General features: G+C 72.7%; 17 protein-coding genes and 2 pseudogenes. 13 read left to right on the top strand and 6 right to left on the bottom strand.

The window, feature by feature from the left end:
• Positions 1-37: 37 nt before the first annotated feature.
• Genes ACH5AO_RS32160 through ACH5AO_RS32145 form a run of 4 tightly spaced genes read right to left on the bottom strand, consistent with a single transcriptional unit; the run spans position 38 to position 4,308 of the window.
• Entirely contained in the window at positions 38-994 is a 957-nt protein-coding gene (locus tag ACH5AO_RS32160; RefSeq protein WP_398930962.1) for a 5-dehydro-4-deoxyglucarate dehydratase, read from the bottom strand.
• Positions 991-1,980 carry a 2-hydroxyacid dehydrogenase gene (locus ACH5AO_RS32155; protein WP_398930855.1) on the bottom strand — a complete coding sequence of 330 codons (990 nt, stop codon included), beginning with the start codon at positions 1,978-1,980 and terminating at the stop codon, positions 991-993. The genes ACH5AO_RS32160 and ACH5AO_RS32155 overlap by 4 nt, the downstream gene beginning before the upstream one ends.
• 7 nt (positions 1,981-1,987) lie before the next feature.
• Positions 1,988-3,262: a glucarate dehydratase family protein gene (locus ACH5AO_RS32150; RefSeq protein WP_398930853.1), complete on the bottom strand. Its 1,275-nt coding sequence runs from the start codon at positions 3,260-3,262 to the stop codon at positions 1,988-1,990.
• 59 nt (positions 3,263-3,321) lie between these two features.
• Positions 3,322-4,308, bottom strand: coding sequence for a 2-hydroxyacid dehydrogenase (locus ACH5AO_RS32145; protein ID WP_398930851.1), 987 nt, complete (start codon positions 4,306-4,308; stop codon positions 3,322-3,324).
• Positions 4,309-4,655: 347 nt separating this feature from the next.
• On the opposite strand from ACH5AO_RS32145, the gene ACH5AO_RS32140 reads away from it, so the two are divergent.
• The 8 genes and pseudogenes from ACH5AO_RS32140 (at position 4,656) to ACH5AO_RS32105 (ending at position 11,665) form a co-directional block, all read left to right on the top strand.
• Complete coding sequence (locus ACH5AO_RS32140; RefSeq protein ID WP_398930850.1) at positions 4,656-6,179, top strand: ABC transporter substrate-binding protein; 1,524 nt, start codon at positions 4,656-4,658, stop codon at positions 6,177-6,179.
• 1 nt (position 6,180) lies between these two features.
• Positions 6,181-7,110, top strand: coding sequence for an ABC transporter permease (locus ACH5AO_RS32135; protein ID WP_398930847.1), 930 nt, complete (start codon positions 6,181-6,183; stop codon positions 7,108-7,110).
• A gap of 14 nt (positions 7,111-7,124) precedes the next feature.
• Positions 7,125-8,084 (top strand): ABC transporter permease, encoded by a 960-nt coding sequence (locus tag ACH5AO_RS32130; protein WP_398930845.1) that lies wholly within the window; start codon positions 7,125-7,127, stop codon positions 8,082-8,084.
• Complete coding sequence (locus tag ACH5AO_RS32125; RefSeq protein ID WP_398930843.1) at positions 8,081-9,091, top strand: ABC transporter ATP-binding protein; 1,011 nt, start codon at positions 8,081-8,083, stop codon at positions 9,089-9,091. The genes ACH5AO_RS32130 and ACH5AO_RS32125 overlap by 4 nt, the downstream gene beginning before the upstream one ends.
• A complete protein-coding gene (locus tag ACH5AO_RS32120; RefSeq protein WP_398930841.1) occupies positions 9,084-10,127 on the top strand; it encodes an ABC transporter ATP-binding protein in 1,044 nt (347 codons plus the stop codon). Before ACH5AO_RS32125 ends, ACH5AO_RS32120 begins: the two co-directional genes overlap by 8 nt.
• Positions 10,124-10,852: a sulfite exporter TauE/SafE family protein gene (locus ACH5AO_RS32115; RefSeq protein ID WP_398930960.1), complete on the top strand. Its 729-nt coding sequence runs from the start codon at positions 10,124-10,126 to the stop codon at positions 10,850-10,852. The genes ACH5AO_RS32120 and ACH5AO_RS32115 overlap by 4 nt, the downstream gene beginning before the upstream one ends.
• Positions 10,853-10,879: 27 nt before the next feature.
• A pseudogene (locus ACH5AO_RS32110) lies at positions 10,880-11,442 on the top strand (LuxR C-terminal-related transcriptional regulator); the annotation flags it as partial.
• A 34-nt stretch (positions 11,443-11,476) separates the two neighbouring features.
• Positions 11,477-11,665: a DUF6191 domain-containing protein gene (locus tag ACH5AO_RS32105; protein ID WP_398930839.1), complete on the top strand. Its 189-nt coding sequence runs from the start codon at positions 11,477-11,479 to the stop codon at positions 11,663-11,665.
• Between the two features lie 4 nt (positions 11,666-11,669).
• Here the strand turns inward: ACH5AO_RS32105 and ACH5AO_RS32100 are convergent, their stop codons facing one another.
• Positions 11,670-12,878, bottom strand: a complete 1,209-nt coding sequence (locus ACH5AO_RS32100; RefSeq protein ID WP_398930837.1) for a PQQ-dependent sugar dehydrogenase — start codon at positions 12,876-12,878, stop codon at positions 11,670-11,672.
• A 69-nt stretch (positions 12,879-12,947) separates the two neighbouring features.
• Positions 12,948-13,946: an aldo/keto reductase gene (locus tag ACH5AO_RS32095; RefSeq protein WP_398930835.1), complete on the bottom strand. Its 999-nt coding sequence runs from the start codon at positions 13,944-13,946 to the stop codon at positions 12,948-12,950.
• Positions 13,947-14,020: 74 nt separating this feature from the next.
• Here ACH5AO_RS32095 and ACH5AO_RS32090 point away from each other — a divergent pair, with 74 nt between their 5' ends.
• The 5 genes and pseudogenes from ACH5AO_RS32090 to ACH5AO_RS32070 form a co-directional block, all read left to right on the top strand.
• Positions 14,021-14,974, top strand: a complete 954-nt coding sequence (locus tag ACH5AO_RS32090; protein WP_398930833.1) for a 2-hydroxyacid dehydrogenase — start codon at positions 14,021-14,023, stop codon at positions 14,972-14,974.
• A 413-nt stretch (positions 14,975-15,387) separates the two neighbouring features.
• Positions 15,388-18,369: a putative bifunctional diguanylate cyclase/phosphodiesterase gene (locus ACH5AO_RS32085; protein ID WP_398930831.1), complete on the top strand. Its 2,982-nt coding sequence runs from the start codon at positions 15,388-15,390 to the stop codon at positions 18,367-18,369.
• A gap of 230 nt (positions 18,370-18,599) precedes the next feature.
• Positions 18,600-20,450 (top strand): acetolactate synthase large subunit, encoded by a 1,851-nt coding sequence (locus tag ACH5AO_RS32080; protein ID WP_398930829.1) that lies wholly within the window; start codon positions 18,600-18,602, stop codon positions 20,448-20,450.
• A 35-nt stretch (positions 20,451-20,485) separates the two neighbouring features.
• Positions 20,486-21,010 carry an acetolactate synthase small subunit gene (ilvN, locus tag ACH5AO_RS32075; RefSeq protein WP_030216544.1) on the top strand — a complete coding sequence of 175 codons (525 nt, stop codon included), beginning with the start codon at positions 20,486-20,488 and terminating at the stop codon, positions 21,008-21,010.
• Between the two features lie 117 nt (positions 21,011-21,127).
• A pseudogene (locus ACH5AO_RS32070) lies at positions 21,128-21,300 on the top strand (ketol-acid reductoisomerase); the annotation flags it as partial.

Raw genomic sequence — 21,300 nt, 5'->3', positions numbered from 1 at the left:
GGGTCTGCTGGCCGCCGGCAGACCCCCCCACGCGTGTTCAGGAGGCGAGGACGGCGCGCGCCTCGGCGATGATGGCCGCCAGCTCCTCGGTCTCGGACGCGGTGAGGGGCGTCAGCGGCGGGCGGACCGGTCCGGCCTCCAGGCCCTCCAGGGTGACCCCGGCCTTCACCAGCGCCACCGCGTACCCCGGGACCCGCTTGCGCAGCCGGACCAGCGGGTGGAAGAAGGCGCGCTGCAGCGCGTCGATCCGCTTCTGGTCGCCCTCCTCCACCGCGCGGTGGAAGGCGAGGGAGACGTCGGGGGCGAAGGCGAAGGCGGCCGACGAGTACAGCTCCACGCCCAGCGCCCGGTAGGCGAGCTGGCTCGCCTCGGCCGTGGGCATGCCGTTGAAGAACTGGAACTCCTTGCCGGTCCCGTCGAGCGCCTCCCGCACGGCGGGGACGATCCGCGCGAGGAGGTCGAGGTCACCGGTGCCGTCCTTGAAGCCCACGACGGTGGGCAGCGCGGCGACCGCCGCCGCCGAGCGCTCGTCGAAGCGGGCGTTGGCCCGGTTGTAGACGATCAGCGGCAGGGCGGTCTCGGCGGCCACCTCGCGGGTGTAGGCGACGAGCCCGTCGGCGGGGGCCTCGACCAGGTACGGCGGCATGAGCAGCAGACCGTCCGCGCCCGCCGCCGCGGCCGCCCGCGCCAGCCGGCGGGCCTGGCCGACGGCGCCGCCGGCCCCGGCGTACACCGGGACGCGTCCGCCCACCGCCTCGACGGCGGTGCGCACGACCGCGTCGTACTCCTCGTGGTCCAGGGCGTGGAACTCGCCGGTGCCGCAGGCGACGAAGACTCCGCCCGGTCCGGCGTCGACCCCGGCCGCGATGTGCCGGCGCAGGGCGTCGAGGTCGACGTCACCGGATGCGGTGAACGGGGTGACGGGGAAGAACAGAACGCCTTCGAGCATGGGTGTTTTCCTACTCTGGGTGAGGGGCGGGAGCGGTGTGGTCAGTGGTCGGGGGAGGGGGAACCGGCACGGACCACGTGGGTGAGCGCCTCACCCCGCTCCAGCCGGTCGATGTTCCCGGCGATCTCGGTCGCGCGGGCGGCGAAGGTGTCGGCCGTGTGGCCCGAGTGGTGCGGGGTCATCAGCACGTTCGGCAGGTCGTGGAAGGGCAGCCGGCTCGGCGCGTCGGGCGGGCCGGCCCACCACACGTCCAGTGCGGCGCCCGCGATGGTGCCCGAGCTCAGCGCGTCGTACAGCGCCTCCTCCTGTACGACCGGTCCGCGGGCGACGTTGACCAGCAGGGCCGCCGGGCCCATGGCCTTCAGCTCGGCGGGGCCGATCAGTCCGCGGGTGGCGGGGCTCAGCGGGACGGTGACCACCACGACGTCGGAGTCGGCGAGGAGGTCCGGCAGCCGGTCGTCGCCGCCGATCCAGTCGGGCCGCAGGTCCGCCGGGTACGGGGCCGAGGGGTCACGCCGTACGGCGCGGACGCGCATGCCGACCGCCTGGCACAGCCGGGCGACCTCGGTGCCGGTCTCGCCGAAGCCGATGACGCCGACCCGGCGGCCGTGCAGCGTGGTCCCGAAGGGCAGCGCGGGGTCGACCGCCACGTTGCGCCACGTGCCGGCGCGCAGCGCGCGGTCGGCGCTCAGGACGTCGCGGGAGAGCATCAGCGTCGACATGAGCACGTGCTCGGCGATGGAGCGGCCGTGGTGGTGGGTGGTGGCGACGGTCACCGAGGGGTGGAGCGCGTCCAGCGGGATGCCGTCGTAGCCGGCGCCGACGACGTGGACGAGCCGCAGCCGCTCCGCGCGCCGGGCGTCCTCGGGGCTCAGCTTCGAGCCGACGTAGACGTCGATGTCGCCGACGGCCTCGGAGAGCCGGGCCGCGTCCCAGTCGAAGGCCTCCAGCCAGTCGTGCTCGCCCCGGGTGGACGCCTTGAGCCGGTCGTGGAAGCGGCTGAGGATGCGGTGGTTGAGCAGGATGCGCATCGGCCGCTCACCACCGGGGGGTCTCGGTGGAGAAGGACGGCTCGAAGCGGCGCATGTAGCCGGTGTCGTCGCGGTCGCGCAGCCCGCAGTCGAGGTACTGCCGGTGCAGCCGGGCGAGGGCGTCCCGGTCCAGTTCCACGCCGAGTCCGGGGGCCGTCGGCACGGCGAGCCGGCCCTCGGTGAAGCGCAGCGGCGTGGGGTCGACGACGTCCTCGTCGGGCCGCTTCCAGGGCCAGTGCGTGTCACAGGCGTAGGTCAGCCGCGGGGTCGCGGCGGCCAGGTGGGTCATGGCGGTGAGGCTGATGCCGAGGTGCGAGTTGGAGTGCATCGACAGGCCGAGGCCGAAGGTCTCGCAGATCGCGGCGAGCTGCCCGCAGCGCCGCAGACCGCCCCAGAAGTGGTGGTCGGACAGGACGATGCCGACGGCTCCCTTCGCCACCGCCGGGGCGAGGTCGTCGAAGGAGACCACGCACATGTTGGTGGCCAGCGGGGTCGAGGTCCCGCGGGCGACGGCGGCCATGCCGTCGATGCCCTCGGTCGGGTCCTCCAGGTACTGCAGGACGCCGTCCAGTTCCCGGGCGACGTGCAGGGACGTTTCCGTACTCCACGCCGCGTTGGGGTCGAGCCGCAGCGGCAGCTCCGGGAACTCCTTGCGCAGCGCCCTGATCGCCGCGATCTCCTCGTCGGGCGGGAGGACGCCGCCCTTGAGCTTGATCGAGGTGAAGCCGTACGTGTCGATCATGCGGCGGGCCTGTTCGACCAGTCCCGCCGGGTCGAGGGCGGGGCCCCAGTCGTCGTCCTCCTGGCCGGGGTGGCCGGCCCACTTGTAGAAGAGGTACGCGCTGTACGGCACCGACTCGCGGACCGCCCCGCCCAGCAGGTCGCTGACCGGGCGGCCCACCAGCTTGCCCTGGATGTCCAGGCAGGCGACGTCGAAGGGGGACATGACCCGGTCCACGGTGCTGCTGCCCGTGACCATGCCGGACATGCCGTCGCCGCCGGTGGTGTCGCCGCCCAGGGCGCGGGCGGTACGGGCGATCAGCTCGTTGAGGCTCCACACGTCCATGCCGGTCAGGGCGTCGGCGGTGCGCCGCAGCCGCTCCAGGTGCACCGTGCCGCCGTAGGTCTCGCCGACGCCGCTGACACCGGACTCGGTGGTGATCTCCACGATGGTGCGCAGGGCGTAGGGCTCGTGTACCCCGACCGTGTTCAGCAAGGGGTGGTCCCGGAAGGCCACGGGGGTCACGGTGACGCCGGCGATCCGCTCTGAGGTCCGAACCATGAATGCCATCCTCATATGTAGTCGGCGTTCTCATTTGTAGACAGCCTGGTGGGGTGGTGTCAATGGGCGGACCCCGGGACCGGGGTGAGCAGCACCCCCTCGGTCATGAACCGCTCCACGTTGCGCAGCACCAGGTCGCCCATGGCCGCGCGGGTCTCCCGGGTGGCGCTGGCGATGTGGGGGAGCAGGACCACCCGGTCCGAGTCCAGGAGCGCCCGCGGCACGTTCGGCTCGTCGGCGAAGACGTCGAGCGCCGCGCCCGCGATCCGTCCCGCCTCCACCGCCGCGACCAGGGCGGACTCGTCGACGACGCTGCCGCGCGCGACGTTCACCAGATGGCCGTCGGGGCCGAGCGCCTCCAGTACCGTCGCGTCGACCAGGCCCTCGGTGCCCGCGCCGCCCGCGACGGTGACGACGAGCGCGTCGCACGCCTCGGCCAGCTCCCGCGCGGTGGGCAGACGGCGGTACGCGACCCCGGGCACCGGGGTGCGCGAGCAGTACGACACCTCCACGCCGAACCCCTCGAGCCGTCGCGCCACCGCCCGGCCGATCCGGCCCAGCCCGAGGACGCCGACCCGCTTCCCGCTCACCCGCGAGGCCAGCGGGAAGGGCGCGGTGCTCCAGCGGCCGGCCCGCACGTACCGGTCGGCCTCCGACATCCGGCGCATGACGTCGATCAGCGCGCCGACGGCCAGATCCGCCACGCAGTCGGTGAGCACGTCCGGGGTGTTGCTGACGCCGATGCCGCGCGCCCGGGCGCGGACCACGTCCGTGGTCTCGTAGCCGACGCCGAAGTGCACGATCGCGCCCAGTCGCGGCAGCGCGTCCATCAGCGCGTTCCCGACCCCGAACCGCGCGCTGGTCACGGCGGCCACCACGTCCCCGCCCCGCTCGCGCAGGAAGCGCTCCGGATCGGGCAGTTCGTGCAGGCGCACCGTGCGGTGCCGCTCGGCCAGGGACCGCTCCAGGTCGGGGAGGAGCGGGGAGACCTGCAGCACGGTGGCCGGTCCGGTGGGTGAGTCGGGGGTGGTGCGGAGGCTGGGCATGGTGTTCTCCTGTTCTTCGGCGAGTTCCGGAATGTGGCACTCCGTCCGGCGCGCGAGCTCCGCGGCCGCTGTCGGGAGACGGTGCGGGGTCCGGGCGGGCCGGCCGTGCGGAGGGAGCGGTGCGGAGATCCGTTCCCGCGCATGTCTTGACGCTGCCACGGTGCCGGTTTAGCTTCGGCGTTCACAGATGCGGACCGAGTACGCAAGTGTAGACAGCCTCTCGCAGTCGCCGTACGTGGAACGCGACACACCAGCACTCACCGGAGACAGGGCCGACAATGAAGTTCTCCGTTTCCTCCCATCCGCCCACCGGACGAAGGCGCCTGCGCGCACCGACGGCGACACTCGTGGCGGGCACGGTGCTGCTGTCCAGCGGCTGCGCCGTGGCGGGCAGCGCCGCCGGTGACGCCGGCCGCGCCGACGGACGCACCCTGCGGGTGGTGCTCACCCAGGAACCACCGACCCTGGAACCCTGCGAGGCCTCGCTGACCGGCACCGGCGTCGTCGTCCGGTCCAACATCACCGAGCCCCTCGTCGAACGCGACCCCGACTCCGGTGAACTCCACCCGCTGCTCGCCACCGGCTGGAGACAGACCGGCGACCGCACCTGGACCTTCGACACGCGCGAAGGGGTGACCTTCCAGAACGGCGAGCCGTTCACCGCGCGGGACGCCGCCTTCTCCATCGACCGGGCCGTCAACTCCGACCTCGCCTGCAACGTCGAGGGCTACGTCTTCGGCGACGACGACCTGAAGGTGAAGGCGGAGAGCGACACCCGGCTGACCGTCACCACCGAGCAACCCGACCCGATCCTGCCGCTGCGCCTGAGCTTCGTGGAGATCGTGCCGCGCACCACGGACGCCGACGCCAAGGTCCGCATCCCCGTCGGCACCGGCCCCTACGCCGTCAGCTCCTGGCAGCCCGGAGCGGCCATCAACCTCAGCCGCCACGACGACTACTGGGGCGACGCCCCCGACTTCCCCCGCGCCCGCTACGTCTGGCGCAGCGACGCCAGCGTCCGCGCCGCCATGATCGACAAGGGGGAGGCGGAGATCGCCGTGGCCCTCGACCCCGTCGAGGCCGGGAAGGACACCACGGTCGCCTACCCCAACAACGAGACCACCGCGCTGCGGCTGGACGGCCGCGAGGCACCGCTCGACGACATCCGCGTACGCCGCGCCGTCGACCTGGCCGTGGACCGCGACGGCATCATCGACGCCCTCCTCGGCGGACTCGCCGAACCGGCCGGCCAGCTCGTCCCGCCCGGAGTGGTCGGACACGACGAGGAGATCGAACCGACCCGGCAGAACGTGGCCGAGGCCAAGGCCCTGATCGAGGAGGCCGAGGCCGACGGCGTACCCGTCGGCCGGCAGATCACCCTGGTCGCCCGCAACGGCATGTTCTCCGGGGTGTCGGAGACGGCCGAGGCGCTCCAGTACCAGATGCGGCGGATCGGACTGAACGTCAAGGTCCGGATGGCGGACACCGCCACCCAGCTCCAGTACCAGCTCCGGCCGCTGCCGAAGAACGTCGGCCCCATCGCCCTGCTGATCATGCACGGCAACCAGGCCGGCGACGCGGCCTTCACCACGAGCCAGTACCTGCTGAGCGACGGACCCCAGTCCACCTTCGGCACCGAGGAGCTCGACCGGCGCATCGCCGACGCGGGCGCGCTCTCCGGCGAACAGCGCCAGCAGGCCTTCGCCGGTCTGCTCGCGGACCAGAACAGGTCGGTCGTCCAGTACGCCCACCTGGCCCACATGAGCGGACTGCTCGGCCTGTCACCGTCCATCCGGTACGAGCCGAACTCCGCCACCGGCGACGAGATGCGGCTGGCAGAGGTCGGCCCGGCGAAGGCGGGACAGCACTGACATGGTCACCTTTCTGCGCAAACGCGTCCTCTCCAGCGCCGTCCCCCTGGTGTGCGTGGTGCTGGGCGTGTTCTTCCTGGCCCGGATGACCGGCAACCCGGTCGACCTCTACCTCCCGCTGAGCGCCACCGCCGAACAGCGCGCGGAGTTCTCCGCCGCGCAGGGCTTCGACCTCTCCGTCCCGGCCCAGCTGTGGAACTACCTCGTCGACGCCGCCCACCTGGACTTCGGCACCTCGCTGCGGACCGGACAGCCCGCCACCGAGATGGTGCTGGACGCCTTCCCCGTCACCCTCCAGCTCGCCGGCGTCACCATGCTCCTCGCGATCACCGGGGCGGTGCTGATCGGCAGCCTGGCCGCCTACCGGCCCAACTCCCTGATCGACCGGATCGCCAGCCTGCTGTCGATGACGGCCGCCAGCATCCCCGACTTCTGGTTCGCCGTCATGGGCGTCCTCGTCTTCGGCGTGAGCCTCGCCTGGCTGCCCACCTCGGGCACCCTGGGCGGACCCGAGGTCTGGGTCCTGCCCGTCGCGACCCTGCTGATCCGCCCGTTCGGCGTGCTCGTCCAGGTGGTGCGCGGCAGCATGGTCTCCGCGCTCTCCGCGCCCTACGTCAAGATCGCCCGCGCCAAGGGCGCCACGCCCCAGCGGGTGGTCTTCGGCCACGCCCTGCGCAACGCCGTGACGCCGGTGCTGACCGTCGCCGGCGACCTGACGGTGGGCCTGGTCAACGGCGCCGTCATCGTGGAGACGATCTTCGGCTGGCCCGGCATCGGCAAACTCATGATCGACTCCATCCTCCAGCGCGACTTCGCGGTCCTCCAGGCGGCCGTCCTGCTGACCGCCGTGACGATCTTCGCGCTGAACATCCTCGTCGACGTCTGCCACGCGCTGACCGACCCCCGAGTACGCCAGGCGGTGCCGGCGTGAGCGAAGGAAGCATCATGACCACAGCGGAGACCGCCACCGCGGACGGTGCCACCCCCGTCCGGAAGAGCCCGCCCCGCTGGTGGCGGCTGCTCGGCCGGGACCGCGCCGCCGCCGTCGCCGCCGTCGTCCTGAGCCTGGTCGTCCTGGTCGCCCTCTTCGGCCGGCTGTTCATCGGCGACCGCGCACAACGCCAGGACCTGGACGCCTCCCTGCGGGCGCCCTCCCTGAACGACGGCCTCTACGGACTGCTCGGCACCGACGTCCTCGGCCGCAGCGTGCTGGCCCGGCTGATCGACGCGGCCGCCACCACCCTGTCCGTGGCCGTCCCCGCGGTGCTCTGCTCCCTGGTGATCGGATCGGCGATCGGCCTGTGGGCCGGCTACCACGGGGGCCGCCGGGAGAGCGTGGCGATGCGCGTCGCCGACGTCATCCTCAGCTTCCCCTCCCTGCTCGTCGCGGTCGTCGTGCTGTACGTCTTCTCGCCCTCCGCGATGAACATCGTGCTGATCCTCGCCGTGGCCCGCATCCCGGTCTACCTGCGCACCTCCCGCGCGGAGGCGGCCGAGCTGCGCAGCCGCCTGTTCGTCGACGCGGCCCGCACCTTCGGCACCCCCAGCCGGCACATCATCCACCGGCACATCCTGCCCATCGCCCTGCCGACGCTGCTGACCGTCGCCACCCTCGACTTCTGCTTCGTGATGCTCACCGAGTCCTCGCTGAGCTTCCTCGGCATCGGCATCCAGCCCCCGGACGTCAGCTGGGGCCTGATGGTCGCCCAGGGCCGGCAGTACCTCCAGACCGCCTGGTGGATCACGGTCCTGCCCGGACTGGCCATCGTGCTCACCACCGTGTCCGCCACGGTCCTCGCCGCCTGGGCCCGCATCGCCACCGACCCCGCCCAGCGCTGGCGCCTGACGCTGCCCCGCAAGCGCCGTGGAGCCTCCGCCGCCGTACCCCCGGAGATGATCCCGTGACGACCACATCCGCACCCGCCCCGTCCGACACCGGCCCCGCCCTCGACGTCGAAGGGCTGTGCGTGGACCTGAGCACGGCCTCCGGCACGGTGCGCGCCGTCGACGGCGTCAGCTTCAGCGTCCGCCGCGGCCGCACCCTGGCCCTCCTCGGCGAGTCCGGCTGCGGCAAGTCGATGACCGCGCTGTCGGTCGTGGGCCTGCTCGACCCCGCCGCCGAGGTGACCGGGGGCGCCGTACGGGTCAGGGGCGAGGACACCCTGCGGATGAGCGCGGCCGAGCGCCGCAAGCTCGCCGGACCCGTGCTGTCGATCGTCTTCCAGGACGCCCTGACCGCCCTCAACCCGGTGCAGCCGGTGGGCCGGCAGATCGGCGAACCGTTCCGCATCCACCGCGGGCTCTCCCGGCGCGAGGCGCAGGAAAAGGCGATCGAGCTGATGACCCGCGTCGGCATCCCCGAGCCGAGGCAGCGGGCCAAGTCCTACCCGCACCAGTTCTCCGGCGGCATGCGCCAGCGGCTGCTGATCGCGATGGCCGTCGCCCTCGACCCCGACGTGCTCATCGCCGACGAGCCGACCACCGCCCTCGACGTCACCGTCCAGGCCCAGATCATGCGGCTGCTGCGGGACCTCCAGGACGAACGGGACATGGCCGTCGTCCTGATCACCCACGACCTCGCCGTGGTCGCCCAGCGCGCCGACGACGTCGTCGTGATGTACGCCGGAACGGTCGTGGAGCAGGGCACGGTGCGCGACGTCTTCTCCGCGCCCCGCCACCCCTACACCCGCGGACTGCTCGACTCCGTCCCCGAGGACGCCGAGCGCGGACAGCCGCTGCCCGCCGTCCCCGGCAGCCCGCCCGAGCTGAGCGCGGTGCCGTCCGGCTGCGTCTTCCAGGCCCGCTGCCCGCTGGTGCGGGAACGCTGCGTGTCGGAACGCCCCGCCCTGCGCGCCACCGGCGACGGACGGTCGGCCGCCTGCCACTTCTCCGAGGAGCTCGACCGTGACTGAGTCCCGCACCACCACCGAGACCGCCGGGCCCCGGACCGACGCGCACCCTCCGCTGCTGGAGGTTCGCGGCGTCACCAAGTCCTTCGGTGGCGGCCGCCGCCGGCTGACCGCCCTCGACGGAGTGGACCTGCGGCTCGGCCGGGGGGAGACCCTCGGGCTCGTCGGCGAGTCCGGCTGTGGCAAGTCCACCCTCGCGCGGGTGCTGCTCGGGCTGGAACGGCCCGACGCGGGCACGGTCCGCTACGACGGCGTCGACCCGTTCGCCCTGCGCGGCAAGGAGCTGCTGAACTGGCGCCGCCGCGTCCAGATGGTCTTCCAGGACCCCTTCGCCTCGCTCAACGCCCGCATGTCGGCCGCCGATCTGATCGGCGAGCCCTGGCGCACCCACAAGGACGTCGTCCCGGACGCCAAGGCCCGCGAGAAGCGGATCCGCGAACTGCTCTCCCTGGTCGGGCTCCGGGACAGCGACGCCCACCGCTACCCCAACGAGTTCTCCGGCGGACAGCGCCAGCGCATCGGCATCGCCCGCGCGCTCGCCCTCGACCCCGACCTCATCGTGTGCGACGAACCGGTCTCCGCCCTCGACCTGTCGGTACAGGCCCAGGTCCTCAACGTGCTCTCCGAACTCCAGTCCCGGCTCGGCGTCGCGTACGTGTTCATCTCCCACGACCTGTCCGTGGTGCGGTACATCTCCGACCGGGTGACGGTGATGTACCTGGGCAAGGTCATCGAACACGGGGAGACCGAGGACGTCTTCGACCGCCCCCAGCACCCCTACACCGCCGCGCTGATGTCGGCCGCACCGGTCCTGGACGCCACCCGCACCGCCCACGACCAGGAGATCCGGCTCAAGGGCGAGATCCCCTCGCCCTTCGACATCCCCTCCGGCTGCCGCTTCCGCACCCGCTGCTGGCGCGCCGAGGACACGTGCGCCACCGAGGCGCCCCCGCTCGCCGTCCGGGAGTCCGGGGGCGACGGCGACGACCACACCGCCCTGTGCCACTTCCCCCTGGAGGCGCGGCCCGCGTGGGCATGACCGGCGCGGAGTTCGCCCTGCTCTCCCTCACGGTGGGCGTCGGCGCGGTGCTCCAGGTGTCCGTCGGCTTCGGCCTGGGCATGATCGCCGCGCCGGTGTTCTCCCTGGTGGACCCCACCCTGGCACCGTCGGTGGTGCTGCTGCTCGCCGCCGGGGTGACCGCGGCGGTGCTGGTGCGGGAGCGGGGCTCGGCGGACCTGCGCGGCTGCGGCTGGGCCCTCGTCGGACGGGTACCGGGCGCGGCCGCGGGAGCGCTGCTCGTGGTGGCGCTGCCGGCCGAGTACCTCGCACTGCTCATCGCCGGGGTGGTGCTCACCGGCGTCGCGGTGAGCGCGGCGGGATACGTACCCCGGACGCGGCGCTCCTCGGTGTTCCTGGCCGGGATGGCGTCGGGGCTGATGGGCACGGCGACCTCCATCGGGGGCCCGCCGATGGCGATGGTGTGGCAGCGGCTGAGCGGGCCCCGGCTGCGGGCCACGATGAGCGCGTTCTTCCTGGCCGGCTCGTTGATGAGCCTGGTCGCGCTGGCGGCGGCGGGGGTGGTGGGCGCGCACACGTTCCAGCGCACGGTGCTGCTCGCGCCGGCCGCGGTCGCCGGCGTACTGCTCGCCGGCCCGCTGACCCGGCGGCTGAACGCGCGGCACACCCGTACGGCGGCCATGGCGCTCGCGGTCGCCGGCGCGGCGGGGCTGGTGGCACAGCAACTGACGCCTTGGACGGCCTGAGTGCTTTCCTGAGGCCCCGCGCCGGCCGGAGTACCCGTGTGGCGGGCCTACGACCAGTGGCTGCGCGCCGAGTCGCTGCGCGCCGAGGCCGGGTTCGAGCCGGACGTGTGGTCCGTGGCCGTCGAGGCGGTGGAACCGCTGGGGCGGCCTTACGGCCTCGCCCGCGTCCGGCTCCGGCGCGCCGAGGCGCTGCTCGCCACCGTCGCGGGCGACGACGAGCGCGCCCGCGTCACGGAACCGCTGCGGCCGGTCGACGCCGTCACCGGCCACCTCGGCGCCGCACCGCCGCGCCGTCGGCGCGGCACGCCCGCCTCGCGCTGTCCCCCGCCGCCCGCGAACCGGCCCCCGTCGCCCCGGCCGACGCGCTCGGCCTCACCCGCCGCGAGCGCGACGTCCTGCGCCTGGTGGCCGCCGGCCGCACCGGCCGCCGTATCGCCGAGGCACTCTTCATCCCCCGAGACGGCCGGCGTCCACGTCTCCCGCATCCTCGCCGAGCCGGGCGTCGTGGGACGGGGGAAGCGGCGGCGGTGGCGCACCGGCTCGGACCGTTCGCGGCGGAGACGGGTGAACGGCCGGCCGCGGGACAATAGGTGTGCGACCCACCCGTCCCTGGAAAGGGGAGCGATGTTCAACGCCTTCGAGGAACTGTTCGCCCCTGGCCGTAAACACACCCGCGACGAGCAGAACCGACTGGAACTGACCAAGGAGGACGTCGGTGACGCCGACCCCGGACGCGGGCCGATAGACCTCGCCTCCGGAAAGGTCACCGTGCGCCGGCCGACGGCACCGGAGGAGGAGCCCGAGACGGACTGAGCGGCTAGCTCACCTCCAGCTCCAGGATCCGGTCGTCCCCCTTCTCCGGGTTGCCGCGCCCGTCCGTGTTGCTGGTGACCAGCCACAGCTTGTCGCCGCCCGCCGCGGCCACCGTGCGCAGCCGGCCGTACTCGCCCCCCAGGAAGGCCTGCGGGGCCGCCGACGCCTCCGTGCCCTTCAGCGGGACGCGCCACAGCCGCTCGCCGCGCAGGCCCGCCATCCAGACCGAGCCCTCGGCGTACGCGATGCCGCTGGGGGAAGCCTCGTCGGTGCTCCACTGGTCGACCGGGTCGTGGAAGCCGTCGTCGTCCGACTCGCCCTCCGCCTCCGGCCAGCCGTAGTTGTCGCCCGGCTTGATCGCGTTCAGCTCGTCCCAGGTGTTCTGGCCGAACTCCGCCGCGAACAGCCGCTGCCTGCCGTCCCACGCCAGACCCTGCACATTGCGGTGGCCGTACGAGTACACCGGGGAGCCGGGGAACGGGTTGCCCGGGGCCGGCTCGCCCTCCGGGGTCAGCCGCAGGATCTTGCCGCCCAGGGACTCCTTGTCCTGGGACAGGCCCGTGTCACCGCTCTCGCCCGTGCCCGCGTACAGCATCCCGTCCGGGCCGAAGGCGATCCGTCCACCGTTGTGGATCTCGCCCTTGGGGATGCCCCGGAAGACGGTGTCCGGCGCGCCCAGCTGCTCGCCGGCCGGCTTCTCCTCGTCGTAGATCATGCGGACGACGCGGTTGTCGGAGGCCGAGGTGAAGTACGCGTAGACCATGCGGTCCGAGGCGTACGCGGGGGAGAGGGCGATGCCGAGCAGGCCGCCCTCGCCGGACGGCGACACCCCGGGCACCTCGCCCAGCTCGGTCTTCTCGCCGGTCTTCCCGTCGACCCGGGTGATCGTCGCCTCGTCCCGGGAGGAGACCAGCAGGTCGCCGTCGGCCAGCGGGGCCAGGCCCCAGGGGGAGTTCAGGCCGGTGGCCACCGTGCGGACCACCTTCACCGAGCCCTTCGTGGGCGGCGTCTCCTCCGCGCTCCCCTCCGGCGACGAGGACGGCGACGCCGCCGCCGTACCGGTCGGGGAGGCGCCGCCGCCTCCGCCCGGCGGTCCTCCGTCGTCGGAGGAGCAGCCTGCGGCCAGCAGGAGCGTGGCGGCGGCCAGTACGGCCGGCACGGCTCGTCGTTGCACGATCTCGTCCCTTCGACGCGGCGGGGTCCTACCTGTCATACACCGCTCGTGCCCACGAAGTTCCCGATCGCGGACCCCCGAACCGCGAGACCGCCACCGGTCCGCCGCTCAGTCCCACGACCCCTGTGCCGCGGGCAGCCCCGCGATCTCCGCGAGGTCACGCTCCGTCAGGCGCAGGTCCACCGCGGCCGCGTTCTCCGCGACCCACCGCTCCTGCTTGGCGCCGGGCACCGGGATCACCTGGCGGCCCCGGCCCAGCACCCAGGCCAGCGCCACCTGCGCCGGGGTGACGTGCTCGCCGTGCCGGCGGGCGATGCGGCGCAGACCGGCCACGATCGGCTGGTTCGCGGCCATCATCTCGGCCGTGAAGCGGGGGTGCCGGGCGCGCAGGTCGTCCTCCTCGAAGCCCACACCGGGCGTCAGCGTCCCGGTCAGGAAGCCGTTGCCCAGCGGCATCGCCGCCAGGAAACCGATCCCCCGCGACGCGCACCACGGCAGCAGCGCCCGCAGCGCCTCCGGCGACCACACCGACAGCTCCGCCTCCACCGCGCTCACCGGGAAGACCTGCTGCACCCGCTCCAGCTGCCGGATCGTCGTGTCGTGCGGCCGCGCCCTCGGCCGCCGCGCCGAGCGGGCCCCCACCGCGCACAGCCCCAACGCCCGTACCTTGCCCGCCCGTACGAGCTCCGCCATCGCACCCCAGGTCTCCTCGACCGGGACCTCCGGGTCGGCGCGGTGCAGCTGGTAGAGGTCGATGACGTCGGTCTGGAGCCGGCGCAGCGACGCGTCGCAGGCCCTTCTCACGTAGCCGGGGCGGCCGTTGGCCACGATGTGCTGGTCACCCACCAGCAGCCCGACCTTCGTGGACACGAAGGCGTCGGAGCGCCGCTCCCTCAACACCCGCCCCAGCAGCAGCTCGTTGGTGAACGGGCCGTACATGTCGGCGGTGTCGAGGAGCGTCGAGCCCGCGTCCAGCGCCCGGTGCACCGCCCTGAGCGACTCCTCGCCGCGCTGCCGGGACGTGCTGTAGCCCCAGCTCATCGGCATGCACCCGAGTCCGACGGCCCCCACCGCGAGCGCCCCCGCACCGATCGTCCTGCGCTCCACCTGGTCGTGACCCTCCCTCTCCGGCCCCCAACCTAACCTCTGCGCCCCCGCGCCCCTGAACTAGCCTCCGGACCATGACTGCCTCTGACGTATGGCTTCCCATTCCGCCGGACGAGATCGAGGGCCTCCCCGAGGGGCCGCACTACCGTTTCTGGGACGGCGCCGAGGAGTTCCCCGCCGACCCGGCCGACTGCGCCTTCTACGTCGTGCCCTACATGAAGCCCGCGGAGACCGGCGTGCGCCCGCTGCCGCTGATGCGCTCCGTCCGCGTCGTGCAGACCCTGTCGGCCGGTACCGACCACGTGGAGCCCGGCCTGAAGGACCTGCCCCCCGGCGTACGGCTGTGCAACGCGCGCGGTGTGCACGAGGCCAGCACCGCCGAGCTCACGCTCGCGCTGATCCTGGCCTCCCTGCGGGGCATCCCCGATTTCGTGCGGGCGCAGGACGAGGGGGAGTGGCGCGGCGGGTTCCGGCCCGCGCTCGCCGACAAGAACGTGCTCATCGTGGGGTACGGCGCGATCGGCGCGGCCATCGAGGACCGGCTCGTTCCGTTCGAGCTCGCGCGGGTGGCGCGCGTCGCGCGCTCCGCACGCGCCACGGAGCGCGGGCCGGTGCACCCGCTCACCGAACTGCCCGCCCTGCTCCCGGAGGCGGACGTCGTCGTCCTGTCCACGCCGCTGACCGAGGCCACCCGGCACCTCGTGGACGCCGGATTCCTGGCCCGGATGAAGGACGGCGCCCTGCTGGTGAACGTGGCCCGCGGCGGCGTCGTCGACACCAAGGCGCTGCTCACCGAGCTGGAGAGCGGCCGCATCACCGCGGCCCTCGACGTCACCGATCCCGAACCGCTGCCCTCGGAACATCCCCTGTGGCGGGCGCCGGGCGTCCTCGTCAGCCCGCACGTCGGCGGAGCCACCTCCGCCTTCCGGCCGCGCGCCGAACGGTTGCTGGTCCACCAGTTGCGCCGTTATCTGAACCGGGAGGAGCTCGGCAACGTGATCCTGGTGACGGGAGCGGAAGCCTCGTAGTCCGATTCGGGTACCGTCCGCGTTTCCCCGGGCGCGGTGGGTACCCATATACCTGTTGATCGTTACGGAGCGTAGAGAACCTATGTCCCTGAGTGACGATACTGGTGTATCGTCCCGACAGGGGCCGCGCCGCTGACCAACGGCGCGGGAGCAGGACACTGCGGACAGTGAGGGGGGCGACGGACGATGCACGGCCCATGGACGAGCGATCCGACGCGGCGGAGCCGTCGGCGACGACCGTTGCGCACGGCCGCGCGCAGCCGCGGTCGCCACGGCGGCCACCACACCCGGCACGGCGGCCCTCACGACGGTCCCGGCCGTCACCATCCCGGGCGCGACGGCCGCCGCGGACACACCCACCCGGTGCCCCGGGGGCCGAAGGGCCCGGGAGCGGAGCGGACCGGGAGGTGCCGGTGAGCGCGCCGACCCCCACCCCCACGCTCGACGGAGCACCGCGGCAGCAGCCCGCGCCGACGGCGCCGCCGTCCGGCGCACCGGTCACCGGCCGCCGGCCCGGTCCGGCCGCCCAACTCGTCCTGGCCCTGGTCTGCGCCGCCTACGCCGTCGGCGCAGCGTTCGGCTGGGGCTCGGAGCGCCTCGCGCTGATCATGGGCGACTTCGGACTGAGCGCCGCGGCCGGTGCCGCCGCCGTGTCCTGCTTCGTCTACGCACGCAGCCCCCGCACCCGGTTCCGGCCCGCCTGGGTGATGTTCGGCCTCTCCTCGGCCATGGCCTCCCTGGGCAACCTGGTCTGGGGGTGGTACGAGGTCGTCCTCGGGCTTCCCGTGCCCAGCCCCAGCTACGCCGACCTGTTCTTCCTGTGCTTCGCGCCACCCGCCATCGTGGGACTGCTGGTGCTCGCCAAACGGCCCGCGAACAAGGCCGGCTGGGTCTGCCTCTCCTTGGACGCCTGGCTGATCGGCGGCTCCCTGCTCACCCTCGCGTGGAGCCTCGCGCTCGCCCAGGCCGCCCGGGCCGAGGGGCCGGACGTCGCGCACACCGCGCTGTCACTGGCGTACCCGCTGCTCGACATCGTCCTGGTCAGCATGGTGCTGGCGCTGCACTTCCGGCGCTCGGAGGTCAACCGGTCCGCGGTCAACACCGCGATCGGCGCGCTCGCGCTGACCGTGATGTGCGACGCCCTGTTCACCTCCCCGCTGCTGCACGCCGGTTACCGTTCCGGACAGCTGCTCGACGCGGGCTGGTTCGCCGGCTCGCTGCTCCTGGCGTACGCCCCCTGGACCGCGCCCCGCGACGGACGGCCCGAGCCGGACGGGCACACGCGCGCGGTCCGCGAGCACCCGGCCGGCCGGTGCGGCCCGCCGGACCACCACCACGGGCCGCCGCCCGGCGGACCCACCCGGTATCCGCTCTCCCGGCCCATCGCCGCGCTCACGCCGTACCTAGCCGCCGCCGTATGCACCCTGAGCATCCTCTACAACGTCCTCAACGGCCGCAGCGTCGACCGCGTGGTCCTGCTCACCGGGGGCACCGTGGTGCTCGCGCTCGTCGTGCGCCAAGGCATCATGCTGCTCGACAACATCACCCTGACCCAGGAACTGGCGCAGCAGGAGAACCACTTCCGCTCCCTGGTGCAGGGCTCCAGCGACGTCATCATGATCGCCGCCCCCAGCGGCATCCTCCGCTACGTCTCCCCGGCCGCCGCCGGGGTGTACGGCAGGCCCGCGGAGGAGCTGGAGGGAACCGAACTGGCCAGTCTCATCCACCCGGAGGACCTCAGCTGCGTCGTGCACGAGGTGCGCCGCTTCCTCGCCGCCGACCCGGTCGCGGAACCCACCACCCGGATCGAGTGCCGCTTCCGCTCCGGCGGCGAGGCAGGCTGGCTGAACGTCGAGTCGACCGTCAACCGGCACCACGGCGGCCTGATCTTCAACAGCCGCGACGTCACCGAACGCGTGCGGCTCCAGGCGCAGCTCCAGCACAACGCGGAGCACGACCCGCTCACCGACCTGCCCAACCGCGCCCTGTTCACCCGGCGCGTCCAGCAGGCACTGTCCGGCCGCCGCGCCTCGGACCGCGGGACCACCCTCAGGGGCACGGCGGTGCTCTTCATCGACCTGGACGGCTTCAAGGGCGTCAACGACACCATCGGGCACCAGGCCGGGGACGAGCTGCTCGTCCAGGCCGCCCGCAGACTCCAGGACGCGGTCCGCAAGGGCGACACCGCGGCCCGGCTGGGCGGCGACGAGTTCGCGGCCCTGATCGTCGGCGACGGCGCCCGCGACCGGGACGCCCGCGAGCGGCACATCCTGGACCTCGCCGACCGCCTGAGAGTGACCCTCTCCCAGCCCTACGTCATCGACGGCAACGATGTCCGGGTCAACGCCTCCATCGGCGTGGCCTTCGCCGAACCCGGCCTCGGTGCGGGCGAGTTGCTGCGCAACGCCGACCTCGCCATGTACCGGGCCAAGGCCGCGGGCAAGGGCCGCGTGGAGCTGTACAAGCCGCAGATGCAGCAGGACGTGGTGCGCAGGGCGGAGCTGGCCACCCGGCTGCGCGCGGCGCTGCACCACGGCGAGTTCACCCTGCTGCACCAGCCGGTGGTGTCCCTGGAGGACGGCCGGATCACCTCGGTCTGCGCCCAGGCGCGCTGGCGCTCCTCCCAGGGCGTGCTGTTCACCCCCGCGGAGTTCCTGCGCGTGGCCGAGGACAGTGAGAAGACCGCCGAGCTGGGCCGCTGGGTGCTGGAGGAGGCCGTCGAACGGGCCGCCGAACGGCACACGACCGGTCTGCCCGTCCCGGTGGCCGTCCGGCTGAGCGCGCACCGGCTCCTCGACCGGTCACTGCCCCTGGGCTCGATCGAGGCCCTGCTGACCCGGTACCGGCTGCCGTCCGGCTCCCTGATCGTCGAACTGGCCGACACCGACCCCAGGGTGTCGCTCGACGAGCTGGAGCGCCGGCTGACCGTGCTCAAGCGGCTCGGCGTCCGGATCGCGCTCGACGGCTTCGGCAGCGGCCCCGGGACGATCATGGCCCTGAGGCGGCTCCCCGTCGACGTGCTGAAGCTCGACCGGGGCCTGGTCGAGGGTGTGGCGGAGTCCGCGCGGCTGCACAAGATCACCAGTGGTCTGCTGCGGATCGCCTCCGACCTCGGGATGCAGTCCGTGGCCGACGGCGTGGATCTGCCCGAGCAGGTCGCGGCCCTGCGCGCGATGGGCTGCACGCACGGCCAGGGCAAGGCGTTCTCCGGGCCGCTGGACGAGTACCGGCTGCGCAGGGCGCTGGCCGCCGGGCACTGTCCGGTGCTGCAGGGGCCGGCCGAACCCGTGTTCGTCGGCCGGGGTTCCGGGGTGTACTCCACCGGGGTGACCGCCGTACTCCGGGGCGGTCCGGTGCTGCGCTCACATAATGAGACTCCCGTCCCACCCACTTGACACTGGGTGCGCGCCGGGTGGAGGGTCAGTGCCATGCGCACCCGAATTCTCGTACTTGGAAAGCGCGTCGGCTGACGCTGAGCCTCCACCGCTCAGCGACCACCACCCGGCGCGCTCCCCTCGCTTGCCTTACGGCACGAGGGGTTTTTTGTTGCACAGGCACCTGCCGAGCAGCACGCGTGACCCGTACAAACTTCGCAAAAACCCTCAGCATCGAGAAGAGAATGCCGATGACCGAGCAGGCCACCGGGGCCCATCACCCGCAGCCCCGGCCCCGATCCGGAGGACAGTCCGCCCCCGTCGAGCACGTCACGGGCGCACAGTCCCTCATTCGCTCTCTCGAGGAGGTCGGCGCCGACACGGTATTCGGCATTCCCGGCGGCACGATCCTGCCGGCGTACGACCCCCTGATGGACTCCACGCGGGTGCGCCACGTGCTGGTCCGCCACGAGCAGGGCGCCGGCCACGCGGCCACCGGTTACGCCCAGGCCACCGGCAAGGTCGGGGTGTGCATGGCGACGTCCGGTCCGGGCGCCACCAACCTGGTCACCCCGATCGCGGACGCCCACATGGACTCCGTGCCGCTGGTCGCGATCACCGGGCAGGTCGTGTCCAAGGCGATCGGCACGGACGCCTTCCAGGAGGCGGACATCGTCGGCATCACCATGCCGGTCACCAAGCACAGCTTCCTGGTCACCAAGGCGGAGGACATCCCCCAGGCGATCGCCCAGGCGTTCCACATCGCCTCCACCGGCCGCCCGGGGCCGGTCCTGGTCGACATCCCCAAGGACGTCCTCCAGGCGAAGACCACCTTCTCCTGGCCGCCCACCATGGACCTGCCCGGCTACCGGCCCGTCACCAAGCCGCACGCCAAGCAGATCCGCGAGGCCGCCAAGATGATCACCGCCGCGAAGCGGCCGGTCCTCTACGTCGGCGGCGGCGTCCTCAAGGCGCGGGCCACCGCCGAGCTGAAGATGCTCGCCGAACTCACCGGAGCGCCCGTCACCACCACCCTGATGGCGCTCGGCGCGTTCCCCGACAGCCACCCGCTGCACGTGGGAATGCCGGGCATGCACGGTTCGGTCACCGCCGTCACCGCGCTGCAGAAGGCCGACCTGATCGTCGCCCTCGGAGCCCGCTTCGACGACCGCGTCACCGGCAAGCTGGACAGCTTCGCTCCGTACGCCAAGATCGTCCACGCCGACATCGACCCGGCGGAGATCGGCAAGAACCGCGCCGCCGACGTGCCGATCGTCGGTGACGCCCGCGAGGTCCTCGCCGATCTCGTCCAGGCCGTCCAGAAGGAGCACGCCGAGGGCGGCAAGGGCGACTACAGCGCCTGGTGGAAGGACCTGAACCGCTGGCGCGAGACCTACCCGCTCGGCTACGACCAGCCCGAGGACGGCTCGCTCTCCCCGCAAGCGGTCATCGAGCGCATCGGGCAGCTGGCGCCCGAAGGCACGATCTTCACGGCCGGCGTCGGCCAGCACCAGATGTGGGCCGCGCACTTCATCCAGCACGACAAGCCCGCCACCTGGCTGAACTCCGGCGGCGCCGGAACCATGGGCTACTCGGTCCCGGCCGCCATGGGCGCCAAGGCGGGCGCCCCCGACCGCGCGGTCTGGGCGATCGACGGCGACGGCTGCTTCCAGATGACCAACCAGGAGCTCACCACCTGTGCCCTGAACAACATCCCGATCAAGGTCGCCATCATCAACAACGGCGCCCTCGGGATGGTCCGCCAGTGGCAGACCCTCTTCTACAACCAGCGGTACTCCAACACGGTGCTGCACTCCGGCCCCGGCGCGGACGGCACCGAGAAGAGCGCCGGCACCCGCGTCCCCGACTTCGTGAAGCTGTCGGAGGCCATGGGCTGCTACGCGATCCGCTGCGAGGACCCGGCCGACCTCGACAAGGTCATCGAGGAGGCGAACTCCGTCAACGACCGCCCGGTCGTCGTGGACTTCATCGTCCACGAGGACGCGATGGTCTGGCCGATGGTCGCCGCCGGCACCTCCAACGACACGATCATGGCCGCCCGGGACGTCCGCCCCGACTTCGGCGACAACGAAGACGACTGAGAGCCGTCAGGACTTTCAAGCAGAGGAAGCAGATCATGTCCAAGCACACGCTCTCCGTCCTGGTGGAGAACACCCCGGGCATCCTGGCCCGCATCGCCGCCCTGTTCTCCCGCCGCGGCTTCAACATCGACTCGCTCGCCGTCGGCGTCACCGAACACCCCGACATCTCCCGCATCACCATCGTGGTGAGCGTCGAGGAGTTCCCGCTGGAGCAGGTCACCAAGCAGCTCAACAAGCTCGTCAACGTGCTGAAGATCGTCGAGCTCGAACCCGGGCAGGCCGTCCAGCGCGAACTCGTCCTGGTGAAGGTGCGCGCCGACAACGAGACGCGTTCCCAGATCGTGGAGATCGTCCAGCTGTTCCGCGCCAAGACGGTGGACGTCTCCCCGGAGGCCGTGACCATCGAGGCCACCGGCAGCAGTGACAAGCTGTCCGCCATGCTCAAGATGCTGGAGCCGTTCGGCATCAAGGAGCTCGTCCAGTCCGGCACGATCGCGATCGGACGCGGCGCCCGTTCCATCACGGACCGGTCGCTGCGCGCCCTGGACCGGTCGGCGTAAGACCCGGAGCGGGCGGCCGGCGACGACCCGGCCGCCCGTATTCCGAGACCGAGAGACTTCCCTTCCCCCCACCGGCATACGGTGGGACGCAACACCCGCACACAAGGAGAGAACCCAGTGGCCGAGCTGTTCTACGACGCCGATGCCGACCTGTCCATCATCCAGGGCCGCAAGGTCGCGGTCATCGGTTACGGGAGCCAGGGCCACGCCCACGCCCTGTCGCTGCGTGACTCGGGTGTCGACGTGCGTGTCGGTCTGCACGAGGGCTCCACGTCCAAGGCCAAGGCCGA

This window comes from Streptomyces sp. NPDC018964, from assembly GCF_044390325.1.
Lineage (GTDB): Bacteria > Actinomycetota > Actinomycetes > Streptomycetales > Streptomycetaceae > Streptomyces.
Note: the sequence above shows the minus strand (reverse complement) of the source record. Positions and strands in the feature narration are given on the sequence as shown.

What these genes read in the sequence shown, in the direction of transcription:
- ACH5AO_RS32155 (WP_398930855.1), bottom strand. Translation starts at nt 1,980, where the DNA reads ATGCGCATCCTGCTCAACCACCGCATCCTCAGCCGCTTCCACGACCGG.
- ACH5AO_RS32150 (WP_398930853.1), bottom strand. Translation starts at nt 3,262, where the DNA reads ATGGTTCGGACCTCAGAGCGGATCGCCGGCGTCACCGTGACCCCCGTG.
- ACH5AO_RS32145 (WP_398930851.1), bottom strand. Translation starts at nt 4,308, where the DNA reads ATGCCCAGCCTCCGCACCACCCCCGACTCACCCACCGGACCGGCCACC.
- ACH5AO_RS32135 (WP_398930847.1), top strand. Translation starts at nt 6,181, where the DNA reads ATGGTCACCTTTCTGCGCAAACGCGTCCTCTCCAGCGCCGTCCCCCTG.
- ACH5AO_RS32130 (WP_398930845.1), top strand. Translation starts at nt 7,125, where the DNA reads ATGACCACAGCGGAGACCGCCACCGCGGACGGTGCCACCCCCGTCCGG.
- ACH5AO_RS32115 (WP_398930960.1), top strand. Translation starts at nt 10,124, where the DNA reads ATGACCGGCGCGGAGTTCGCCCTGCTCTCCCTCACGGTGGGCGTCGGC.
- ACH5AO_RS32105 (WP_398930839.1), top strand. Translation starts at nt 11,477, where the DNA reads ATGTTCAACGCCTTCGAGGAACTGTTCGCCCCTGGCCGTAAACACACC.
- ACH5AO_RS32100 (WP_398930837.1), bottom strand. Translation starts at nt 12,878, where the DNA reads ATGACAGGTAGGACCCCGCCGCGTCGAAGGGACGAGATCGTGCAACGA.
- ACH5AO_RS32090 (WP_398930833.1), top strand. Translation starts at nt 14,021, where the DNA reads ATGACTGCCTCTGACGTATGGCTTCCCATTCCGCCGGACGAGATCGAG.
- ACH5AO_RS32080 (WP_398930829.1), top strand. Translation starts at nt 18,600, where the DNA reads ATGACCGAGCAGGCCACCGGGGCCCATCACCCGCAGCCCCGGCCCCGA.
- ilvN (WP_030216544.1), top strand. Translation starts at nt 20,486, where the DNA reads ATGTCCAAGCACACGCTCTCCGTCCTGGTGGAGAACACCCCGGGCATC.